Annotated in this window: 14 protein-coding genes; 10 read left to right on the forward strand and 4 right to left on the reverse strand. The window is 63.4% G+C overall.

Annotated features, from left to right (window positions below):
• Nucleotides 1-41 precede the first annotated feature (41 nt).
• The 3 genes from pabB to JSS95_10915 all read left to right on the forward strand — a co-directional run bounded on the left by pabB (nt 42) and on the right by JSS95_10915 (nt 6,132).
• Nucleotides 42-1,958, forward strand: a complete 1,917-nt coding sequence (gene pabB / locus JSS95_10905; GenBank protein MBS1800326.1) for an aminodeoxychorismate synthase component I — start codon at nt 42-44, stop codon at nt 1,956-1,958.
• Between the two features lie 128 nt (nt 1,959-2,086).
• Nucleotides 2,087-3,148, forward strand: coding sequence for a DUF1338 domain-containing protein (locus tag JSS95_10910; GenBank protein ID MBS1800327.1), 1,062 nt, complete (start codon nt 2,087-2,089; stop codon nt 3,146-3,148).
• Between the two features lie 29 nt (nt 3,149-3,177).
• Nucleotides 3,178-6,132: an FAD-binding oxidoreductase gene (locus JSS95_10915; protein ID MBS1800328.1), complete on the forward strand. Its 2,955-nt coding sequence runs from the start codon at nt 3,178-3,180 to the stop codon at nt 6,130-6,132.
• Between the two features lie 224 nt (nt 6,133-6,356).
• Here JSS95_10915 and JSS95_10920 read toward each other — a convergent pair whose 3' ends face one another.
• A complete protein-coding gene (locus tag JSS95_10920) occupies nt 6,357-7,613 on the reverse strand; it encodes a hypothetical protein (protein MBS1800329.1) in 1,257 nt (418 codons plus the stop codon).
• Between the two features lie 128 nt (nt 7,614-7,741).
• Between JSS95_10920 and JSS95_10925 the strand changes: the two genes are divergently transcribed.
• From JSS95_10925 to frr, 3 genes are all read left to right on the forward strand, one after another.
• Complete coding sequence (locus JSS95_10925; protein MBS1800330.1) at nt 7,742-8,467, forward strand: hypothetical protein; 726 nt, start codon at nt 7,742-7,744, stop codon at nt 8,465-8,467.
• A 68-nt stretch (nt 8,468-8,535) separates the two neighbouring features.
• A complete protein-coding gene (locus JSS95_10930; protein ID MBS1800331.1) occupies nt 8,536-9,576 on the forward strand; it encodes a hypothetical protein in 1,041 nt (346 codons plus the stop codon).
• Between the two features lie 78 nt (nt 9,577-9,654).
• On the forward strand, nt 9,655-10,239 hold the full coding sequence (gene frr / locus JSS95_10935) for a ribosome recycling factor (GenBank protein MBS1800332.1): 585 nt from the start codon (nt 9,655-9,657) through the stop codon (nt 10,237-10,239).
• Between the two features lie 134 nt (nt 10,240-10,373).
• Here frr and JSS95_10940 read toward each other — a convergent pair whose 3' ends face one another.
• Together JSS95_10940 and JSS95_10945 are read right to left on the reverse strand one after the other, a co-directional pair.
• A complete protein-coding gene (locus tag JSS95_10940; protein MBS1800333.1) occupies nt 10,374-10,778 on the reverse strand; it encodes a nuclear transport factor 2 family protein in 405 nt (134 codons plus the stop codon).
• A 119-nt stretch (nt 10,779-10,897) separates the two neighbouring features.
• Nucleotides 10,898-11,491, reverse strand: coding sequence for a DUF1211 domain-containing protein (locus tag JSS95_10945; GenBank protein ID MBS1800334.1), 594 nt, complete (start codon nt 11,489-11,491; stop codon nt 10,898-10,900).
• Between the two features lie 45 nt (nt 11,492-11,536).
• Here JSS95_10945 and JSS95_10950 point away from each other — a divergent pair, with 45 nt between their 5' ends.
• The 3 genes from JSS95_10950 to bamA all read left to right on the forward strand — a co-directional run bounded on the left by JSS95_10950 (nt 11,537) and on the right by bamA (nt 17,843).
• The gene (locus JSS95_10950) at nt 11,537-13,666 is read left to right on the forward strand and encodes a molybdopterin-dependent oxidoreductase (GenBank protein MBS1800335.1); all 2,130 of its coding nucleotides are present in this window, start codon (nt 11,537-11,539) and stop codon (nt 13,664-13,666) included.
• 76 nt (nt 13,667-13,742) lie between these two features.
• Complete coding sequence (locus JSS95_10955; protein MBS1800336.1) at nt 13,743-14,711, forward strand: threonine dehydratase; 969 nt, start codon at nt 13,743-13,745, stop codon at nt 14,709-14,711.
• 207 nt (nt 14,712-14,918) lie between these two features.
• Entirely contained in the window at nt 14,919-17,843 is a 2,925-nt protein-coding gene (bamA, locus tag JSS95_10960; protein ID MBS1800337.1) for an outer membrane protein assembly factor BamA, read from the forward strand.
• A 275-nt stretch (nt 17,844-18,118) separates the two neighbouring features.
• Here the strand turns inward: bamA and JSS95_10965 are convergent, their stop codons facing one another.
• Nucleotides 18,119-19,573, reverse strand: coding sequence for an RDD family protein (locus JSS95_10965; GenBank protein MBS1800338.1), 1,455 nt, complete (start codon nt 19,571-19,573; stop codon nt 18,119-18,121).
• Nucleotides 19,574-19,752: 179 nt separating this feature from the next.
• Between JSS95_10965 and JSS95_10970 the strand changes: the two genes are divergently transcribed.
• The gene (locus tag JSS95_10970) at nt 19,753-22,278 is read left to right on the forward strand and encodes an LPS-assembly protein LptD (protein MBS1800339.1); all 2,526 of its coding nucleotides are present in this window, start codon (nt 19,753-19,755) and stop codon (nt 22,276-22,278) included.
• The last annotated feature ends 47 nt before the right edge of the window (nt 22,279-22,325 follow it).

A 22,325-nucleotide genomic window follows, 5' to 3' on the forward strand; every position in this document is an offset into this window, starting at 1 on the left:
CTATTTGGCGTCCAATAGAATCGAACTCACCGGAGTTCGCCTTGTCAGCATGGACCAAACTTCCTGAGTACCTTCGCGCGCTGGCGGCAAGCTCGCGCGACGTCGTGCTGCTGGAGACCTCGCGGTTCGATGCGGACAACGCACATAGCTATCTTTTTCTCGACCCCGTTGAGACGATCGTTGCAAATGCGCTGGATGAGATTCCGGCGATGTTCGAGCGGATAGAGTGTGCGCTTGCCGATGGAATGCACGTTGCAGGTTACATCGGCTATGAGTGTGGCGAGCACTTTGTGATGAGATGTGGTCGTGTCGCTGCCGCTCGTGGAGAGGATTCGCTGCCGCTGGCGTGGTTTGGTGTCTACAGGAAACCGTTTGTCTTCGATCATGCTGCTGGCGCGTTTGCGGGGGATGCGCCTGCTGAGGTTACCGTGGAGCAGGCTTCGGCGAGTGCGCTCGGCGATGCTGCTCCGCGCGATCTGCGGCTCGATATTGCAGAGGCCGAGTACACGCGCACGATCGAACGCATCAAGCGCTATATCGAAGCGGGCGATACGTACCAGGTGAATTTCACCGATGCGGTGACGGTGCGGCTGCCGCACTCGCCGGCGACGACGTTTGCGGCTCTGGCAGCGGCGCAGCCTGTGGCGTACAGCGCGTTGCTGCATGTTGGGGAGCGGCACATTCTTTCGCACTCGCCGGAGCTGTTCTTTCGTGTGGCGGCGGGCGGGCGCATTGTGGCCAGACCGATGAAGGGGACGATGCCGCGCGGGCTCGACAGCGACGGCGACGCGCGGCAGGCGGCGCGGCTTGCGGCGGACGAGAAGAACCGCGCCGAGCACATCATGATCGTCGACCTGCTGCGCAACGACCTGGGGCGCATCTGCCGCATGGGGTCGGTGCAGGTTGAGGAGCTGTTCGCGGTGGAGCGCTATCGCACACTGCTGCAGATGACGTCGACGATCTCCGGGCGGATGCGGGTTGGTCCTGGCTGGCATGAGATATTCGGCGCGTTGTTTCCTTCGGGGTCGATTACCGGGGCGCCGAAGATTCGCACGATGGAGATCATCCGCGAGCTGGAACGCGGGCCGCGTGGCGTCTACACGGGGGCAATCGGGCACATAGCGCCGACGGGCGAGGCCGCGTTCAGCGTGGCGATTCGGACGCTGGTGGTTGAGGACGGCGTGGCGCGTATGGGAGTTGGTGGCGGCATCGTCGCGGACTCCGCGCCGGAGGCGGAGTATCGCGAGTGTCAGCTCAAGGCGAGCTTTCTTCAGTCGCGGAGTGTGGCGTTCGAGCTGATCGAGACGATGCTCTTCGATGGCGGCGGTATCGTGCGGCTCACGCTGCATCTGGACAGGCTTGCGGCGTCGGCGGCGTACTTCGACTTTGTCTTCGAGCGGCAAGAGGTCGAGGCGCGGCTGGCGGCGATGGTGAAGGACCTGCTGCGCGGCGTTCGCTCGCGTGTGCGTCTGCTGCTGGGCGCGCCGGGCGGGTTGACGTTGTCGCATTCGCCGCTGGAAGAAGGTCCGGCGGAGATTGTTGTCCGTCTCTCATCGTCGAGGGTGAACTCCGGCGATGTCTTTGTTCGTCACAAGACGACAAGGCGAGAGATGTATGACCGGGAGCTGGCGCGGGCGCGTGAGGCGGGCTTCGACGAGGTGCTGTTCGTGAACGAGCGCGGCGAGCTGACCGAGGGCGCGATCAGCACGTTGTTTGTGCGCAGCGGAGGCCGGTTGCTGACTCCGCCGCTGGCTTGCGGAGTGCTGCCGGGGGTGCTGCGGCGGCATATTCTGGCGACCGATCCTACGGCTGAGGAGCGTGTTCTATTGCCGAAGGACCTCGATGGGGCGGATGCCGTTTTTCTGGGCAACTCGGTGCGCGGCCTGCGGCGTGTGGTCCGCGTCGAGAAGACGGGCCCGTGCTTGCTATCTGCTACGCGATACGTGGGTTCTGCGTAGAGCAGGTGCGATTCCGCCCACGCCTTCGCATTAATACCATTTACAGAAGCGCATCTCTTTGACGATGATGTATGCCCGCCTCGCCGGTGTGGCGCGGGCGCGGCGCTTTCACGTCAAGGAGTCGGCGGATGAGATCGGATACCGGGATCTTGCGGCATCTTCTGGAGACTGTATCGGGGCCTGAGCGGAGCAGCCGTCTCTTCCGCGTGCTGGTCATCCACCCCGATCTCAAGGCCGATGGCGGGCCGTGTGTCTCGCGCGCTGTGCTGGCGCAGGCCTTGAACATGTTGCTGTTTGAAGATCTGCTGGAGCGTGTTCCCGCGGCGGCGTTGTATGTGGACCGCTGCGTGGCGCAGGGACGGACCATCATGCACGACCATGGGGCCGTGCGCACGGTTGCGTTCAGGAAGATGGGCACACTGCCGGCTGGGCAGGAGGCGATCACGCGCGTGCTGCGGCCGCTGGGCTATGCGTTGAATGGCGTGTATCCGCTGGAGCGTTTGCGCATGACAGGCCGCTCGCACGCGCAGGCGGACTACCCGGAGGACATTGCGCAGTTCTTCATTAGCGAGCTGCATCCGGAGAGGTTTTCGCCGGGGTTCCAGATTGCGGTTGGGCGAGTGACCTCCACTTCGACCGACCCGGTGACGCCGGAGGCCGCGGAGCTGTTGAAGACGATGGAGACGGAGCGGTCGCTCTCGCTGAAGGAGGCGACGAAGCTGCTCCCGGTGCTGGTCGCGGTCTTCGACCGCCAGCACGCCGAGCCTGCGCTGGCGGATTACCAGAAGCTATTGGCGGAGTCGCCGGAGATGGCGTGGATCGCGACGGAGGGCAATGCCCTCAACCATGCGACGGACCGCGTGGCCGACGTCGATAAGCTCTCGGCGGAGCTGAAGGAGTTGAAGCAGCCGGTCAAGGAGGCGGTGGAGACATCGCAGTCGGGGCGGGTGCGGCAGACGGCGTTTCAGGCTGCGCGGGTGATGCGGCGTTTCAAATGCGCCGATGGCACCACGATTGAACGCGAGGTGCCGGGATCGTTCTACGAGTTCATCACGCGGCTGCGGATGCCGGAGAAGGGAGGCCGGCAGTCGCTGGACCTGAGCTTTGACAGCTCGAACGCGCACGCGATCTTCAAGATGGCTGCCGGCGCCGGGATGACAGCGGGTGCGAAGACGGCCAATGCGAAGTAGCATGGAGTAAAAGGAAAGAGAACGCACCGTTGTCTACGACCACTGTCTCCGCATCGTCTCCGTTTGTGCTGCTTCCCAGCTCGCATGCACGTGCCCACGAAAGTTTTCCTTCCGCCTCGTCGCTTGAACAGGCTCTGCGCCAGAAGGTGCGCGGCGAGGTCCGCTTCGACGCCGCCTCGCGCGCGTTGTATGCGACCGACGCCTCGAACTACCGGCATATTCCCATTGGGCTGGTCATTCCGCTGGACGAAGACGACGTGATTGCGGCGGTGGCGGTGTGCCGCGAGTTCGGCGCGCCGGTGCTCTCGCGCGGCGGCGGAACGTCGCTGGCGGGCCAGGGGACCAACGCGGCGGTGGTCTTCGACTTTTCCAAATACATGAACAGGATGGGCGCGGTGGACCCGGTGACGCGCACGGTGCACGTCCAACCAGGCATCGTGCTCGACCGTGTGCGGGAGGCGGCGGAGAAGTTCGCGCTGACCTATGCTCCCGATCCGGCGACGCACAGCCGGTGCACGATCGGCGGCATGATCGGCAACAACTCCTGCGGCGTTCATGCGCTGATGGGCGGCAAGACGGTGGACAACATCCACTCGCTCGACATTCTGCTGTACGACGGAACGCGCCTGACGGTGGGCGCGAACAGCGATGAAGATCTTGCGCGGAAGATTGCTGCGGGCGGGCGAGAGGGCGAGCTTCATGCAGGGTTGAAGAAGATCCGCGATAGCTACGCCGATCTGGTGCGCGAGAAGTTCCCGAATATTCCGCGGCGCGTGTCGGGTTACAACCTCGATGAACTGCTGCCGGAGAACCGCTTCAACGTTGCGCGAGCTTTGGTGGGGAGCGAGGGAACGTGCGTCATCATCCTTGGCGCGACGCTGAACCTTGTCGAGAGTCCGCAGTTCCGCACGCTGGTGGGCATTGGCTTTGAAGATGTCTTTATCGCCGCCGACCATGTGCCCCTGGTACTAACGTTCAAACCGATTGGCCTTGAGGGCATGGATGGGCTGCTGCTCGATTCGCTGCGCAGCAAGCAGAAGGCGCTGAACGATATTCCGCTCCTGCCCGAGGGGCGTGGCTTCCTGCTTACGGAGTTCGGTGGAGCGACGCAGCAGGAGGCGGACGATCGCGCCCGCACGGCTGCACAGGCGCTCGCAGGCATTACGACGGCGCGGATTTACAACAACGATGAAGCGCACCGCGTGTGGGCGATCCGCGAATCCGGGCTTGGCGCAACGGCGTTCGTTCCGGGCAAGCGCACGGGCTGGGAGGGCTGGGAGGATGCGGCGGTCGACCCGACGCAGCTCGCCTCGTACCTGCGCTCGATCTACGCGCTGATGCAGGAGTACGACTATCACAGCCCGATGTATGGGCACTTCGGTCAGGGCTGCGTGCACATGCGGCTGAGCTTTGATCTCGAGACGGAGAAGGGCATCCTCGCCTTTCGCGAGTTCATGGACAAGGCGGCCGACATTGCGCTGGCGCACGGCGGGTCGCTCTCGGGCGAGCACGGCGACGGACAGGCGCGCGGCGCGCTGCTGCCGAAGATGTTGGGCCCCGATCTGATGGAAGGTCTGCGCGAGTTCAAGCGGCTGTTCGATCCCGCCAACCGCATGAACCCGAACAAGCTGATCGATCCGCACGAGATCCACGAAGACCTGCGGCTGGGCGCGGACTACAAACCGTGGGAGCCGAAGACGCACTTCAGCTTTGCCGAGGACCAGGGATCGTTTGCGAAGGCGACGCTGCGCTGCGTGGGCGTGGGAGCGTGTCGCAAGGCCGATGCGGGAACGATGTGCCCGAGCTACATGGCGACGGGCGAGGAACAGCACTCCACGCGCGGGCGGGCGCACCTGCTGTGGGAGCTGATGCAGCGCGAGGTGCTGCCGGACGACTGGGCCAACGAGCAGGTGCGCGAGTCGCTCGATCTGTGTCTCTCGTGCAAGGCGTGCAAGAGCGAGTGCCCGGTCTCGGTGGATATGGCGACGTACAAGTCGGAGTTTCTGTCGCACCACTATGAGCACCATTCGCGACCGCTGGCGCACTATGCGTTCGGGATGATCGACCGCTGGGCGCGGCTGGCCTCGTTTGCGCCGGGGCTGGTGAATGCGCTCAACAGCACGCCGGGGATCTCGCACCTGATGAAGAAGGTGCTGCACATTCATCCCAGCCGCACGTTTCCAAAGTTCGCAAAGCCGTTTACGCCCGACCGCAGGATGGCGCGCGATGCGCGGCGCCGACGTGGCGATCGTCGCGAACCGCTTGCCGCCGATGCGCCGAAGGTGTTTCTGTGGGCGGACACCTTCAACAACTATTTTCATCCGGCGACGATGCGGGCGGCGCACCAGGTGCTGACGTCGGCGGGCTTCCGCGTTACGGTGCCAAACCGCCACCTGTGCTGCGGGCGGCCGTTGTACGACTTCGGCCTGCTGGACAAGGCGAAGCAGTACTTGGCGACGGTGCTTGACGCGCTGACGGCGGAGATCGAGGCGGGAACGCCGGTGGTTGTGCTGGAGCCGAGCTGCGCGTCGGTCTTTCGCGATGAGCTGGTCAATCTCTTCCCCAGCGATCCTCGCGCGCAGAAGCTGCGTTCGCAGATCTTTCTGCTGAGCGAGTTTCTTGTCCGCTATGCGCCGGAGTACGAGCCGCCGAAGATCGACGGCAAGATCGTCGTGCATGGGCACTGTCACCACAAGGCGGGGCCGGGCATGGCGGACGAAGTGAAGGTGCTGCGCGCGACCGGCGCGGAGGTGGAGCTGCTGGACTCCGGCTGCTGCGGCATGGCGGGGCCGTTCGGCTTCGAGGAAGACAAGTACGAGGTCTCGCAGAAGCTGGGCGAGCGCGTACTGCTGCCGGCGGTGCGCAACAACCGCGAGGCCATCATCGTCTCCGACGGCTTCAGTTGCTGCGAACAGATTACGCAGAACACCAGCGCGCGGCCGAAGCACCTGGCTGAGGTTCTGGCTGAGGCGGAGCGGTTGTGATCAGCGACCGCACTTCGGTGTCAGTCCTGCCCTGAAAGCGCGTCCGTCTTTAAAGTGTCATCCTGAGCGGAGTTTGCCGCGTTTTTGCGGCAAATGGAGTCGAAGGACCTGCGTTTCTTCGTAGGATGTCTGATGGAAGATGCTGCCTGCCCAAGCAAACCGCAGATCCTTCGACTCGCTACGCTCGCTCAGGATGACACCTCATTTGTTTTACCGAAACGGCGCTAGTAGCGCAGCTCGCCGATGAAGACGCCGAAGGGCGGCAGCGTCATGCCGTCGAGGTGCATGCCTCCCATGGCGTTGTCGGAGCGCATCACTGTGCGCAGGAAGCTGCCTTTGAGATGCAGCCGCTGCATGTCGGCCTTGAGCGAGACGGTGACTGGCTGCGCCGAGAGGTTTTCGATGACGACGATTGCCGGTGTTGCGAGCGAGACGGTCGGTGGTTTGCGCACCCAGGCGAGGACGTTCTGGTCGTCGTGGTTGAGCATGATGGTTGCGCCGGCGCCGATGGTGCGGTTGCTGTGAGCAAGCGCGCTGAGCTGGCGGTACCAGTTCAGCAGCGAGGAGGGATCGGCGTTCCCGGCGGCAACGCTCATCGCCGCGGGCTGCTCACCCTTCTTCATCTGGTCGAAGGAGATGGCTGGTGACGCGCCATCCGTGAGGCCGAGCTCCTGGCCGTAGTAGAGCATCGCGCCCGCGCGTGTCGTCAACAGCATGGTCGCCACGGCGCGGGCGATCTCGACGGGGTGTGTGCCGTCGCTGTAGCGGTCGATGCTGCGCTTGAGAGATGGGCCGTCGGAGAAGAGCAGGGGGACGCTCGATCCCTTGTCCAGCAACTGCTCCGTGGCTTCGAGCGCGGCGCGCACGGCTGCGGCGGTGAACTGCGGCTGCGTTCCGGCGCGGCCATCGGCGATCAGTTGCGGAGCATCGGCTCCGCGCGGCGGCGGGGCGTCGTCGGGTGTGGAGTCGCCAATGAGGATGCGCTGTCCGGCGAAGCTGCCGAACGATCTTCTGATCTCGGCGAGCTGCTCTGCGGAGGCTCCGGTGGCGTGAAAGCCTGCGATGCCATGCGTGAGCCACAGCCGCGTGGTCGCGGCAAGGTCGGGCGTGTGAGCGTCGAGTTCGACGAGGACGCGAATGTTGTACTCGCTTGCGCGCCGAACGATCGCATCGAGATCGTCGAGGGTGCCGAGCGCGGGGTCGATCGGCTGCTTTGCGTCGGTGCCGAGAGGAGTCAGCAGAAGCGCGTCGACTCCGATGGAGTGGATGTAGTCGAGGTGAGATGCGAGGCTGTGCAGCCCGCCGAACCCACGCGGGTCGGCGCGATAGATGACGGCGTGCTTCCACCACGGGGCCGCGCTCATGCCGGAGCCGGCCCAGCCGGGGCGGGCGAGCGTCTGCGCCGATGAGAGCGGCGAGAGCGTAACGGTCAGCGCGAGGCTCGCGGCGCGAAGCAGGCGATGGAAAGCGGGTATCGGCATAGGCGTCGTTTCAAAGAAAACTTCGGAGACTCGGCCGTCTGAGCCACACGCACACCTTCGATGCTAACGCCGTTAGAGCAGCGGCAGGAAGTCGATGGTCTATACTTTCGCGATACCTGGAGGGTGGGATGGGGGTTGCGCAGGCGGACAAGGCCTTGTATGGGATCGTGACCGGAGCAAAGCCGGGGAGCGTCTCCGATGTTCTCGAGAAGATGCAGCAGATCGATGCCTGCCTTCCGGACAACGATGGGCTGAAGTGGTTCAACCGTCTTTACATGATGGTCACCGAGGAAGTCGATCTTCGTCCACCAGCAGGAGGATGGAAGGATGCAGCGTGGCTCGATGGCCTCGATGTGGTCTTCGCGGGGCTCTACTTCGATGCGGTGGCGGCATGGATCAGCGGCGCATCCGGCGCTCCTCATGCGTGGGATGCGCTGATGCAGGCGCGCTTTCGCGGCGGCATCGACCGCATTCAGTTCGCGCTGGCGGGAATGAATGCGCACATCAATCACGATCTGGCGCTGGCTTTGATTGCGATCGACAAGCAGCGTGGAGTCAACCCCGGCGACTCCAGCCCGCAACATGACGACTATGAGTCGGTAAACCAGTTGCTGGCGACGGTGATGCCGCACGCTCTCAACGTACTTGCCACAGGAGTGCTCGGCCAGATTGCGCAGGACACGGGAAAGATCGGGCGTCTGCTTGCCTTCTGGAACATCTGCAAGGCGCGGGACCTGGCATGGGATTTTTCGAGACACCTTCAGCAGATCGGCGGTGTGCAGCGCGTCGTGGCGCTGGCGGCGCAGGATCAGGTGACGGGAGCGCTGGGGCGGGCGATTTTGGTCTGCGTCTGAAGATCGAGTAGAGTGATCGTGTCGTTTACGCGGTAGCCGGGCCCTGATCTCTTCGTGGAGCGTGGCCAATGATTACGACCATTGTGGGCTTTGCCATCAGCATGGCGTTCCTGTTTCTGATGCTGAGCGCGGCCTGCTCGGCGATTCAGGAGATCGTGGCGAACCTTTTGCGCTGGCGGGCTACCACGCTGGAGCGCGGCCTGGCGGGGCTGTTGCTGAGCGATGGCTTCCGGGACGAGCTCTACAACCTGCCGCTCATCAAGGGACTGTGCAGCCCCAACTTCATGGGCAGGCTCGAGCGGCCGGCGTACATCCCATCCACCACGTTGGCGCTGGCGATCCTGCAGGTGGCCGACGATCACGGCATGAGGCTCGATGGCAGCGCTTCGGCGAACGCGCAGACGAACAAGTTTGCGCAGACGGAGAAGCTCCTGGCGTCGCTTTTGCGCGGTTCGACGAACGCGACCGAACAGCGGCAGCGCATCGAGAGCTGGTTCAACGACTCCATGGACCGTGTCTCCGGCTGGTACAAGCGCAAGTCTCATGCGTGGATCTGGGTCTTCGGCATTCTGCTGTGCCTGATGCTGAACGCCGACTCCATCTCGCTGAGCAAGCGGTTCTGGAACGACCAGGCGCTGCGCGACGCGGTGGCGGCGGAGGCGACCGAGTACGTCAAGTCGACGCCGAAAGACCAGGCGACGGGCGACGACCAGGCGGAGCTGGACCAGTCGATCCGCCGTATGAACCTGCTGCGCGAGCAGTTGCCCGGGGTGCCGCTGGGGTGGTGCTTCGTCGATACGAAGGTGGCACATCCGCCAGGCCAGAGTGCGGCGGTACAGACGACGGTGCAGGCCGCGGGGCTCGATGCGCGGTGCTGGCCGGACCTGGTGCATCCCACGGCGTCGCCGTACCGGGTCGCGCTCTCGAACACCGATCCGCGCCTGGTTGACCTGGGCGACTGGAGCTGGTGGCTGTGGAAGCTCCTCGGCATTGTGGCGACCGTGCTGGCGATCTCGCAGGGAGCGCCGTTCTGGTTCGACATGCTGCAGAAGGCCGTGAACCTGCGGCTTGGGGGGAATCCTCCTGCGCCGGAGCCGAAGAAGCCATAAGCTCATGCCCCGCGACTCACTTCGCCGCAGTTTTTCGATAGAATCGTCGTTGGCGCAACCGCGCACGAGGACGGCATTATGGCATCGGCGATGGCAGGCATAGCAGCGTTGAAGGGAACCCACCAGGAGTTGAAGTCGAAGATGGAGAAGTCGGTGGAGGACTTTCGCGCGCATCTCGCCGCGGCGCGCACCGGCCGCGCCAACGTGCACATGCTCGACCAGGTGAAGGTCGACTACTACGGCACCGACACGCCCGTGGCCCAGCTCGGTCAGGTGAGCACACCGGAGCCGACGCTGATCCTGGTGCAGCCCTACGACAAGGCGATGGTCTCGGTCATCGAGAAGGCGATCCGTACCTCGGGCACGGGATTGAATCCCATGTCTGACGGAACGGTGGTGCGTGTGCCTGTGCCCCCGATGACCGAGGAGCGCCGCAAAGAGGTCGTCAAGCAGCTTCAGAAGACGCTCGAGGACCACAAGACGGCGATCCGCAACATCCGCCGCGATGGCAACGATCAGATCAAAAAGGCCGCAAAGGACAAGCTGATCTCCGCCGATGACGAGAAGCGCGCCAGCGAAGAGGTGCAGCAGTTGACAGACGCCGAGATCAAGCGCGTCGAAGACCTGTTCAAAGCGAAGGAAAAAGAAGTGATGACGGTCTGAGGCTTTAAATTATGGAAAGGGCCGCTCGAAGGTAGGCTTCGAGCGGCCCTTTTGTTTGGAAGGTACAGCCAACAGCGAAGAATCCCTGTATTTGCTTATGACGGCACATATCCTTATTTGCCGTGGCAGAGCGTTTACCCCGTAGTGTGGTCGACGATGATCTTCCATCCCTTGTCGGTCTTCTCGAGCACGAGCGAGAAGATGCCGTCGGCGTTGCCGCCCTCCTTCTTTCCGCGTTCCAGGTGGTATTTGCCGATGACGACTGCGAAGCGCTCGTCGAGCGGATGCACCTCAAGCTCCGAGAAGCCGAGCGTTCCCATGATGGCCTTGTTGGGGTAGTCGCGCTTGTAGGCCTCCACCATTCCGGCGAACCCGCGGTTGACGGTGTTGGTGATGAAGAGCGTGTCGGGCGAGTTCTTGTAGCTCTCGGAGAAAGTCTCGATGTCGCCGCGGTTCCAGGCGGCCTCCTGCGCGAGCAGCACCTTGATGACGTCGAGCTGCTGTTGCGGCACGGTCGTCAGTCCCTGCTGCGCGGCCATGGGAAGAGTAGCGAGAGCCAGCGCGATCAGCGGCAGAGCGATGCGAAGACGAAAGGACACGGGGTCACCTCGGAGCAACTGCGTCCACTGTAGCAAATGCCGATCGCATGGCTGGAGGTTCAGGCGCTCCGGTCGCAGGTGGGTCTTGCGGTGGGAATGATCCAGATGACGGTGACCAGCGTGATGGCGCCGAGGGCGACATAAGGGTGGAAGTGCGCCAGCGGAACAGCGGCTATGTAGAGAGCGAGACTGACGATATGTTTGCGCTTGGTTGCTACGTCTTCCGGCGAAAGTGTTTCGCTCTTCTTCAGCAGCCGCGCAACGGAGATCCGCAGCAGGAAGAACATGAATCCCGTGAAGATCATCGACGCGGCGTAGATGGCCACGGAGAAGGAGTCGGAGTGCTTCTCGATCACGTATGCAGTGAAGAAGGGGAGCAGCGACGCCGCAAAGAGAAATCCCAGGTTCGCGTAGAGCACGCGGTGGTCGCACTCTTCGACGCGGCGGATGAGGTGATGGTGGTTCACCCAGTAAATCCCGGTGAAAGAGAAGGAGAGCAGATAGACGAAGAGAATGGGCGCGAGCGAGAGCAGGCCGGCGAGGCCATTCTCGTGCGGGACCTTCAGCTCCAGCACCATGATGGTGATGATGACCGCCAGAACGCCGTCGGAGAAGGCCTCGAGCCTCGTCGTGGGGAACGTCGTTTCGTTCATGGGGCGAGGATATCGCAGGTTGAGGCGCGGGACTAGAATGGAGGCATGGGCGAGAACTCTCGATCGACTCATGTTGTCCGCGCGGTCTGCTCGCACGACTGCCCGGACTCCTGCGGTGTGCTGGTCACGGTCGAAAACCTTACGGGCCGCGCCATCAGGATGCAGGGCGATCCCTCGCACCCGGTGACGCGCGGTTTTCTGTGCGGCAAGGTGGCGAAGTATCTCGACCGCGTGTACTCGCCCGATCGCCTGCTCTATCCCATGCGGCGCAGAGCGGGAGTTGCCAAGGGGCCGCTTCCAAAGGGGAAGGAGGCTGAGGCCTTCGAGCGCATCACCTGGGACGAGGCGCTGGACGAGATCGCGGCGCGTCTCAAGCGGATCGCCGCCGAGCATGGGCCGGAGAGCATCCTGCCTTACAGCTACGCCGGCACCATCGGGCAGCTCGGTTACGGCTCGATGGACCGCCGGTTCTTCCACCGGCTGGGGGCCTCGCAGCTCGACCGGACGATCTGCTCCTCGGCGGGTGGCGCGGCGCTGACCAGCGTCTACGGCATCCGCCTGGGCCCGGCTCCTGAGGACTTCGTGCACGCAGGCCTCATCATCGCCTGGGGCGCAAACATTCACGGCAACAATATTCACCTGTGGCCCTTTATCGAAGAGGCCCGCAGACACGGCGCGCGGCTGGTCGTCATTGACCCATACAAGACGCGCACAGCAGCGCTCGCTGATGAGCACCTCGTCATCAACCCGGGCACCGACGCGGCGCTTGCGCTCGGCATGATGCACGTCATCGTGCGCGATGGCCTGGAGGACAGCGAGTACATCGCGCGCTGCGTTCACGGCTTTGAAGAACTGAAGACCCATGCGCTGAAGTCGGAGCACTCGCCCGCGGCGGTCGCGAAGGTCACCGGTATCGACGCGGCGGCGATCGAGCGGCTGGCGCGGGAGTATGCTACGGCTGGCCGGAACGGCAGAAGGCCGGCGGCGATCCGCCTGAACTATGGCATCCAGCGCAGCGAGAACGGCGGCGGCTCAGTCCGCGCCGTCGCGATGCTTCCGTTGCTGACAGGCGCATGGCAGTACAAGGGCGGCGGGGTGCAGCTCTCCACCTCCGGGGCGTTTCCCTTCCGCTCTGCCGCATTGCAGATGCCAGAGCTGATGCAGGCAAGTCCGCTTGGCCGCGCAGCGCGTATGGTGAACATGAACCAGTTGGGCGAAGCTCTGACTACGCCCGATGCAGGTGTCGGCGGGCCTCCGGTGAAGGCGCTCTTCGTCTACAACTCCAATCCGGCGGCTGTCGCTCCCAACCAGAACGATGTTCTGCGCGGGATGCGACGCGACGACCTGTTCACCGTCGTGCACGAGCAGTTCTTCACCGACACGGCCGACTACGCGGACATCGTCCTTCCGGCGACCACCTTTCTGGAGACGAAGGACGTGCAGGGGGCCTATGGGCATCAGTATGCTCAGCTCTCGCAGCAGGCCATCGAGCCGCTGGGCGAGGCGCGCAACAACGTCCGCCTCTTCGGCGAGCTTGGCCGCAGGATGGGCTTCTCGGAAAGCTGCTTCGACGACCGCGAGGACGATCTGATCGACCAGACCCTTGGCGAAGGCTCGCCGTGGTTCAAGGGCATCACACGCGAGACGCTCGAGCGCGAGGGGCGCATCCGCATTGCGATGCCTGAAGATGCCAACGGCGACACGCTGCCGTTCTCGACCGCCGACTGGTTCCGCACGCCCAGCGGCCGGGGCGAGCTGGTGCCCGTGCCGGTCTTCAAAGCGCCGACAGAATCGCGCGCCCATGCGGCTGAGTACCCTCTCGAATTTCTGGGGCGCAAGGCCGACAACTACATGAACTCGACCTTCGCGAACATCCCCGTGCACCAGCGGATGGAAGCGAAGACCGCGGGCATCCTCGAGATGCACGCCTCCGACGCCGCACCGCGTGGCATTGCGAGCGGCGATGAGGTGGAGATCTTCAACGGCCGGGGAAGGATCAGGCTGCGCGCCCACGTCAACGGCCAGGTCGGTCAGGGTGTCGTCTCCGCGCGGCTGGAGTGGAACAAGCTCACCCAGGGCGGCGCGAACATCAACGCGCTGACCAGTGAGCGACTGACGGACATGGGAGGCGGAGCGACCTTCTACTCCGTTCTGGTCGAAGTGCGCAAAGCCTGAGGAGAGTTTCCGAAGCCTCGGGCTGCTTCGCGTCATCGGATTCCTGTAACCAACGAAATACTAATGGAGCCGTGCAATGGAGACCGGTCTGCCAGGCCTCGATGCGATTCGCAGAGCCGCCGATTTGATCTATAAGACGATGCCCGCAACCCCGCAGTACACCTGGCCGCTGCTCAGCGCGCGCGCCGGGGCTGAGGTATGGGTGAAGCATGAGAACCATTCGCCGGTAGGAGCGTTCAAGATTCGCGGCGGGCTTGTCTATATGGATTGGCTCAGGCGCGAACAGGCCGAGGTGAAGACCGTCGTCACCGCGACGCGCGGCAATCACGGCCAGTCGGTCGCCCTGGCGGCGACGCGCATGGGGATTCGCGCCGTGATCGTTGTGCCTCGCGGCAACAGCAGAGAGAAGAACCGCGCCATGCGGGAGCTGGGAGCGGAGCTGGTCGAGGCCGGAGACGATTTTCAGGCGGCGCTCGAACATGCTGTGAAGCTGGAGCGCGAGAATGGATGGCACTGGGTGCCGAGCTACCACCCTCTGCTGGTGACGGGAGTGGCCACCTCAGCGCTGGAATTCCTCACTGCCGTCCCCACGCTCGACACAGTCTACGTCGCCATCGGTATGGGGTCGGGCATCGCAGGGACGATTGCGGTGCGCAATGCGCTTGGGCTGCGGACGAGGGTAGTTGGGGTTGTCTCACGTTCCGCCCCTGCCTTCGCGCTCTCGTTTGCCGCCGGTCACGTCGTCGAACATGCGGTTTCGACGCGCATCGCTGACGGCGTCGCCTGCCGCAAACCCACCAACGCCGCGCTCGAAGTGGTGCGTGGAGGGGCCGACCGCATCCTTGAAGTGGATGATGACGAGGTGGAGCAGGCAATGCGCATCCTGTTTGCTGACACCCATAACGTCGCTGAAGGGGCGGGGGCCGTGGGGCTGGCTGGGTTATTAAAAGACCGGCTGCACGGGGGGCAGCGTGTGGGGACCTTTCTTGGGGGTGGCAATGTCGACAGCCCTGTCTTCGCCAGGGTCCTGGGTGGCGGGGTCTGAGTACCGCCATGGGGAAGCATTGCATTTCGAGGGCAATGGGTGGAAATGCAGCCGATCTCCCAAACGTTTCAGAAGTCGCAGCGTCCGATAACTTGTCTTTTGTGTGACGTATCCTGCGGGCGAACTCGCTAACCGCCCGTGCGCTCCCATATAATCAAGACTCCCCTTCAGGAACCGGCGGGGCGTGATTTTTCAAGCAGTGAGGGTGTGCGTATCTTTACCGTAGATCGAGAGAGCGGAAGCTCCCTGAAGTGCAGGACCAGGCCTGTGTGCACTCGCTCCAGTTGCTCCCGCATCGTCTCCGCCGTGTCGTTTCTGGCATTCGCTGCGGCGATGGTTCCGTCGCTCCATGCCCAGCAAGCTGGTGGATCACAGACGCTTTGCCAGCCCCAGGTTGTCGGCAACCGCAGGATTCCAAAGGAGTCTGTGCTGGCGCGCCTGTTCTCGCACCAGGGCGACCTGTACGATGCCCAGGTCGTCGAGCGCGACTTCAATTCGCTGTGGAACACCGGCTACTTCGACGACGTCCGTATCGAGCGTGTCGACGGCGACAAGTGCGTCCAGCTTGTCGTCTATGTCCGCGAGAAGCCGACCATCCGCGAGATCAACTACAAGGGCATCAACGCCGTCTCGCAGTCCGACATTATGGACGCGCTCAAGAAGGCCAAGGTCGGCCTCTCGGTCGAGAGCCAGTACGATCCCACCAAGATCGCCCGCGCCCAGAATGTCCTGAAGGAGCTGCTGGCGGCGCACGGCCACCAGTTTGCGACGATCAGGGTTGAGGTGAAAACCATTCCCCCGGCCGCCGTTGCGTTGACCTTCAACGTTAAGGAAGGCCCGACCGTGAAGGTCGGCCATATCCAGTTCGACGGCAACGTGGAAGTTCCCGACCGCACGCTGCGAGCGGCGATGAAGAACCTGAAGCCGATCGGCATCCCGCACTCCATCATTCTTGAGAACCTGTTTGCCCGCACCTTCGACGCCACCAAGCTCGATGAGGACACCGAGCGCGTCCGCCAGGCCTATCGCGATCGCGGTTACTTCAAGGCGCTCACCAGCGAACCCTCGACGCGGGTCCGCGACGCGGGCGGCCTGAACCCGTTCACCCTGCGGCCATCGACCGGCAAGCGCATCGACATCCTGATGCCGGTGGAAGAAGGTGCCCGTTACCGTCTGGGCGGGATCACCTTTACCGGCAACAAGGCCTACCCCAACACCAAGGCACTCCGCGCCCAGTTCGCCGAGAAGGACGGTGAGTGGTTCAATGCCACGCAGTTCGGCAAGGGCATTGAGCAGCTCCGCAAGGCCTACGGGCAGGGCGGTTTTATCAACATGGTCGGCACCCCGGTGCCCCGCATCGACGAGGCCAAGAAGCTGATCTATCTCGACATCGACATTGACGAAGGCAAGCCCTTCTATGTGTCGCGTATCGAGTTCTCGGGCAACTCGATCACCCGCGACAAGGTCATCCGCCGCGAGCTTCTGCTCGACGAAGGCCAGGTCTACAACTCCCAGCTCTGGGACCTGTCGATCATGCGGCTCAACCAGTTGAACTACTTCGAGCCTCTCAAGGCCGAGCAGGACTCCGAGAGCCGCCAGAACGCCGAAGACAACACGGTCGACCTCCTTCTTAAGCTCAAGGAAAAGGGCAAGAACTCAATCGGCCTGAACGGCGGTATCAGCGGACTTTCCGGTACGTTCATCGGCCTCAACTATGAGACCAACAACTTCCTCGGTCTCGGTGAGACGCTCTCCGTGCAGGCCAACATCGGCGACCTGTCGCGCAACCTCAGCTTCGGCTTCACGGAGCCCTACCTTCGGAACAAGCCGATCTCGCTGGGCCTTCAGGTCTTCACCACCAAGTACGACTTCAACCCGGCCAAGAGCTATCAGATTGCGCAGGGCGCCAGCCAGAACCTGACGACGGCGCAGCAGTCGCTGCTGACGAACTACAACCAGGCATCGACGGGTTTCACCCTCTCGGTCAGCTCGCCGCTGCGCCACCTCTTTGCTCGCACGGGCGTCACCCGCGTGGGCGTCTCGTATGCGCTGTCGCGCTCGTCGGTGACCACGTTCAACGACAACACGCGCAACGTCTTCCAGACGCTGGCCTTCCGCTCGGGCGTGCAGGGACAGAACCAGCTCAACGGCATCATCTCCTCGACCATTACTCCGAGCTTCAGCTACTCGAGCATCGACCGTGCCGTGGGCCCGCACTCGGGGCGCGACCTGAACGCTGCCTTGCAGATCGCCGGCGCCGGCGGCAACATCAAGTACATCCAGCCGGTCGTGACCTATCGCCAGTTCTACCCGATGAAGGGTCTGAAGGTGAACCGCGACGGTCACAACGTCCTGGCTTACCGCGCGCAGGTCTCGCACATCACCGGATTCGCGGGCGAGGTGGCCCCCCCGACGAACCGTATCTACGCGGGCGGCGAGTCTGAAATCCGCGGCTTCGACGTGCGTTCGTCGTCGCCGTATACCTTCATCCCGAATCGGTTGCTGTTCAACCTCACCAACCCCGACGGCACGACAGTCCCGCGCGATCCCTCGAACCCGTTGCTCGGCAACGTGCAGATTCCGCTGCCGGTCTACCGCTTGGTCTCGATCGGCGGCGACACCAGCGTTACGGCGAACCTCGAGTACCGTATCCCGATCATCAACCAGGTCACGTTTGCCTTCTTCACCGACTTCAACATGACCTTCGACGTGCATCCCGACCAGCTTCGGCAGAGCGTCTCCGGACAGCAGGAGATCTCGAGCCCGCTCTATGGCTGCCCGACGTTCATCAACGGCGCCTGCTACGGCGGCAAGCAGATCGCGTTCCCCAACCCGCTTCGCACCGTTCCGGGAACAAACTACGTACCGCGTATGTCGAACGGCGCGGAGTTGCAGGTCATCCTGCCGATCGTCAACGCACCGTTCCGTATCTACTACGCCTACAACCCGCTCCGTCTCTACAAGGACGTACCGCAGGCCCTGGCGACGGACAGCGCAACCTTCCGCAGCTTCTTTCCGAACTCCGGAGCAGGCCAGTACAGCTATCTCCAGGCGATCCAGTTCTATGGGTCGGACTACACGCTGCGCGAGCCGAGAAAGACGCTTCGCTTGACGGTCAGCACGACGTTCTAGCCTTCAGGCGAGAACGCAACAGGCCCGGTCAGACCGATGTCTGGCCGGGCTTTCTCGTGCTCAAACCTGGGGCTTCGCGCCGGGTGAGCAAATCTCGGGAATGGTCAGGGTTGAAGATGGTGCTGAAAATTAGGCTTTGCTTATGGGCACGGCTTCAGCCGTGCCGATACGGCCGCATATCAAAGGGGCTTTAGCCCCTTGAGGTACGCATTCTGCTCATTGAGGCACTTTTTCAGCACCCTCTGAAAGCCCGTCCCATCGATCCCAACCATCGTTCAGTAGCTGCGCTGATACATGCGCGACATGCGGTCGTGCCAGGCCAGGCCGTCATTATCCAGCAGCGACCACCACAGGCCAAGCCCCAGCGGGGCCGTCGACAGGGCAAGAGCAAGGATACGTTTCCGCATCGCCGCGCGGGTGGGGTTCTCGTCGGAGAAGCTGCACAGTCCGATGCGCGCGTACCGCATTCCAGGCGTTGCGTCCGAGAAGGTGAAGAAGAGGTACTGATACCCAAAGCTAAGTGCAGTTACTGTGACAAACGCGCACAGGGCTGCCTGCGTCAGACTCATATGCAGCCCGCCGGGCGAGAGGTGCGAGGCCGTCAGGACGAGTCCTGCGAGGAAGATCATCGAGGCAGCCAGTATGGCGCAGGCATCCACCGCGGCCGACATGACGCGCAGGTTCAGCGGGGCTGCCTGGAATGGGGCCGCGTAGAGGTGCTCCGAGCCGGTTGCACGATGCAGGTGTTGCGCGATGTGAGGTTCCGCATAGCTCTGCTGCGCCGGCTCGTAGTGGGCCAGACCCTCTTCAACTCCTCCGCGAGGCTGCGCGTCCAGCAGGATCGAGCTCCACTCCGGGGCCTCGGATTCGGCTGCAAGGTCAGGAGAGATCTGCTCGGCCTCGACCTCGAAGATGCGAAGCTGCGAGGGGTCGGGGTGCGCCTCGCTCTCCTCGCGCAAGGGGCCTTCGGCCAGACGCGGCCGGGCTTTGCGGGGAGCGACGAGCTGGCGCGGAAATTCGATCAGGTTGGCCGGGATGTCGACCGTCGGCTCGACCGGGTCGAAGACAGGGTGCTGACGGAAGGCGATCTCTTCGTCCAGCGACAAAGTCTCTTCGGGGTCGATCGGCTCAACGGCGTCGGCCACGGCGTCGATGGCTTCGCGGGCCGATGTTCTTAGCGACCGATGGATGGCCGAGGGGTCGATCTCGGGCCTGCGAATGTCCTCCGCCAGCCGGACCGTCAACGATGCGGCCTGCTGAACAGGGGGCAGGTCGAGCTGGGTGGCCGGTACGGGGCGCGCTTTGATGGCCTCTTGCCGGGGTTCGGCTGGGGTGGGAGCAAGCGCCGGTGTGGACTGCGGCTCGGCGGCATATTGGCTGAGCTCTTCCAGCAGATCGTACTGCGCCTGGGCCACGGCCTGCGCGTTCAGCGCGGCTATCTCCGCTGCGGCCTCGGCCTGACGAATCGCGCGCTCAGCCTCTTCGGCAAGGAAAGCGCGGTAGCTCTTGGAGTGCGCGTAACGCTCGGCGACGGCGGCGGCGATGCGCGCCGTCCGTTCGCGCGCAGGCGTAGCGGTGGGTTGCGCGAGGTCTGCCGCAGTGTGATGGCCTTTGCGGTTGCGGTGCGCGGCCAGCCGTTCTGCAACCTGCTGTTTCAGCGCAAAGGGCTCCAGCGGAGACGGCTCTCCGGAGGGTGCATCCTGCGGCTGTAACTTTCGCTCTGCGCTCATGGTTCCCCTGGAAAACCTCGAACCCGCTGTGGGTCAAATTCAGTTAGCCTCAAAGAGTGGCGGCAAGTTCTACAAGTCTCGACGCAAGGGCCCGGGGGGTGTACCGCTCAGGCGGTTGCGTCTTGAAAAATGCTGAAGAATCCAGCGTTCGCAAAGCCAGACGAAGGCTGAATCGACGCATGGTTTATCTTCTGATAACTATCACGCTGGGCGCGGCAATTCATCCACAGTTAGCGGCCCAGGAGGTGTCAAATCAGGCACCTGCCTCTTCAGTATCGCAGACCATTCCTCCGGCACCCGAGGCCAATGTGCCGCAAAGCTATCCCGACGCCATCATGCTGCCGGCCGCCGATGATGGAACCACCGTCGTCATCGAAAGCTCCGGGCCGCAGGCGAAGACGGGAAGCCGCTACACGCTCGACCGCGACGTCGTCATTACCTATAAAGACCGCCGTGTCGAGGCCGACCATATCGACTACGACAGCGAGAGCGGCGAGCTGAACGCCAGCGGCCATCTGAAGGTGACCGGGGGCGAGAACAGCGAGATGATCTCCGCCAGTCACGGCTCCATGAACCTGAAGACGCAGACGGGCCGCTTCTTCGACGTCACCGGCTCCGTCGGCCTGAGGGCGGGCAGAAGGCCGGTCTACGATAACGGCCAGCCGTTTCTCTTCGAGGGCAAGATCGTCGTCAAGACCGGCCCGCAGGAGTACGACGTCTATGGCGGCTCGGTCACCTCGTGCGAGCTTCCGCACCCTGACTGGCAGCTCTTTGCCGGCAAGTTCAGCGTTACCAGCACGCAGGCCACGGCGCGCAACAGCGTCTTCCGCGTGCTCGATATTCCACTGGTCTACCTGCCGTATGTCACGCATCCCGTAGGCGGCGACAACCGGCAGAGCGGGTTTATGGTTCCGGTCATCGGCCAGTCCTCGACCAAGGGCCTGGTGCTGGGCGAGCAGTACTACCTGGTGCTCGGCCGCAGCGCCGACATGACAGCGGGCGCGGAGTATTTCTCCAAACGCGGGTGGGCGCAGTCGGCGACGTTCCGTTATCGCGGGCTGGGGAACAACTTTGCCCTCGCCCACTACAGCGGGCTGCTCGACCGCGGCTTCCTTTCGGGCGGCCAGATGGTGAACCAGGGCGGGCAGGACGTCGTCTTCTCGGGCCGATACGACCTCAACGGCAAGACGCGCTTCGTCGCCGACATGGAGTATCTCAGCTCCTACCCCTACCGCGAGGCGTTTACCGAGAACTTCAACCAGGCCGTATCGAGCGACATTCTCTCGATCGGCTATGCCGTCCATGAGTCCAACGGGTTTGCCTGGGACCTGCGCTCCGACCGCTACCAGGGCCTGAAACGTGCGGGAACGCCGACCGTCTCCGAGCAGCAGGTGCGCATCTTTCATGCGCCGGCCCTCGATCTGTTCTCGACGGAACACCAGCTCGGCAACACGTGGCTCCGCTGGAACGTCGATAGTTCGTTGACGGGCTTGAAGCGCGTTCAGCCGAACTTTTCGACCTCGGGCCTTACTCACCGTTTTGACCTGCATCCCCAGCTCTCGCTTCCGCTCAGCGGCTGGGGTTGGCATCTGCGCTCGGCCGTCGCAGTGCGCGAGACGATTTACAGTCGCAGCAAGGCAAACACCCCCCTGCTGCCCCCTGTCGAGGAGGGCGAGGCTGTCAATCGCGCCGATGTCGAGGTCGAGGTGGAGGGACGTACCCCTGTTCTTGAGCGGACCTTCTCGTCGCCGCTGGTGAAGCGCCTCTTCGGCTCCGAGGTAAGGCACACCATTGAGCCTGCGGCCACCTACAGGCTGGTGCGCGGGGTGGACAACTTCCAGCGGATCCTGCGCTTCGACGACACCGACATCGTCAGCAATACCAACGAGGTCCGCTACGGCGTTACCCAACGGTTCTTTCTGCGGCAAAAGAAGGACCAGCCATGCGATGAGAAGCTCTCCGGCAATGCCGCGGGAAGCGATGCGTGGACCGGGGCCGCCGCCGCGGGAGTGATGGGAGGCGCGCCCGGCAGCGCTGCTGCCGATGCCGGTTACACGGCTGCGCCGGCGCCCTGCGGCAGCCGCGAACTGCTCAGTTGGCGGCTCACGCAGAAGTACTTCCTCGACCAGAACTTCGGCCATGCCGTCGTGACGGGCCGCCGCAATATCTTTGAGACCACGCTGGCGCTGTCGGGAATCGCCTTTCTCACCGAGCCGCGGGAAATCTCTCCCCTCGTCTCACGGCTGCGCTGGAAGACGTCGGACAAGTTCGATGTCGAATGGGACTTCGACCTCGATACGGGCGCAAAGAAGTTCACGTCGAACAATGTGCTGGTGAACTTCCACGAGGGCAATGTCTTCTCCGGCCTCAGCTATGCAAGATTGAACGCCCCGGGCCGCTTCAATACGGCGGGCTTTTCGTCCAACGTTTCGGATTTCACGCAGTTGAGAGTCCTTCTCGGTTATGGCGGCCCCGCCAAGCGCGGTCTGGGGATAGCTGCCAATACCGGCCTCGACCTGAACCGCGGCGAGGTGCAGTACGGGGCCTTGCAGGTGCAATACAACTGGGACTGCTGCGGCTTCAGCGTGGAGTATCGCAAGTACGAGCTTGGCTCAGCCCGTAACGAAAATGCGTACCGCTTCAACTTCACCCTGGCCAATATCGGCACTGCTGGAAATCTGAGACGAGCGGAGAGACTGTTTTAAGGCCTTCCCAATCGGTGCCTGCAATTGCGCCGCCGTCACCGGACGCC

It is taken from the genome of Acidobacteriota bacterium, assembly GCA_018268895.1.
Classification (GTDB): domain Bacteria; phylum Acidobacteriota; class Terriglobia; order Terriglobales; family Acidobacteriaceae; genus Edaphobacter.

Coding starts and splice junctions, on each gene's coding strand:
- JSS95_10910 (MBS1800327.1), top strand. CDS start 2,087: ATGAGATCGGATACCGGGATCTTGCGGCATCTTCTGGAGACTGTATCG.
- JSS95_10920 (MBS1800329.1), bottom strand. CDS start 7,613: ATGCCGATACCCGCTTTCCATCGCCTGCTTCGCGCCGCGAGCCTCGCG.
- JSS95_10925 (MBS1800330.1), top strand. CDS start 7,742: ATGGGGGTTGCGCAGGCGGACAAGGCCTTGTATGGGATCGTGACCGGA.
- JSS95_10930 (MBS1800331.1), top strand. CDS start 8,536: ATGATTACGACCATTGTGGGCTTTGCCATCAGCATGGCGTTCCTGTTT.
- frr (MBS1800332.1), top strand. CDS start 9,655: ATGGCATCGGCGATGGCAGGCATAGCAGCGTTGAAGGGAACCCACCAG.
- JSS95_10940 (MBS1800333.1), bottom strand. CDS start 10,778: ATGGCCGCGCAGCAGGGACTGACGACCGTGCCGCAACAGCAGCTCGAC.
- JSS95_10945 (MBS1800334.1), bottom strand. CDS start 11,491: ATGAACGAAACGACGTTCCCCACGACGAGGCTCGAGGCCTTCTCCGAC.
- JSS95_10950 (MBS1800335.1), top strand. CDS start 11,537: ATGGGCGAGAACTCTCGATCGACTCATGTTGTCCGCGCGGTCTGCTCG.
- JSS95_10955 (MBS1800336.1), top strand. CDS start 13,743: ATGGAGACCGGTCTGCCAGGCCTCGATGCGATTCGCAGAGCCGCCGAT.
- JSS95_10965 (MBS1800338.1), bottom strand. CDS start 19,573: ATGAGCGCAGAGCGAAAGTTACAGCCGCAGGATGCACCCTCCGGAGAG.
- JSS95_10970 (MBS1800339.1), top strand. CDS start 19,753: ATGGTTTATCTTCTGATAACTATCACGCTGGGCGCGGCAATTCATCCA.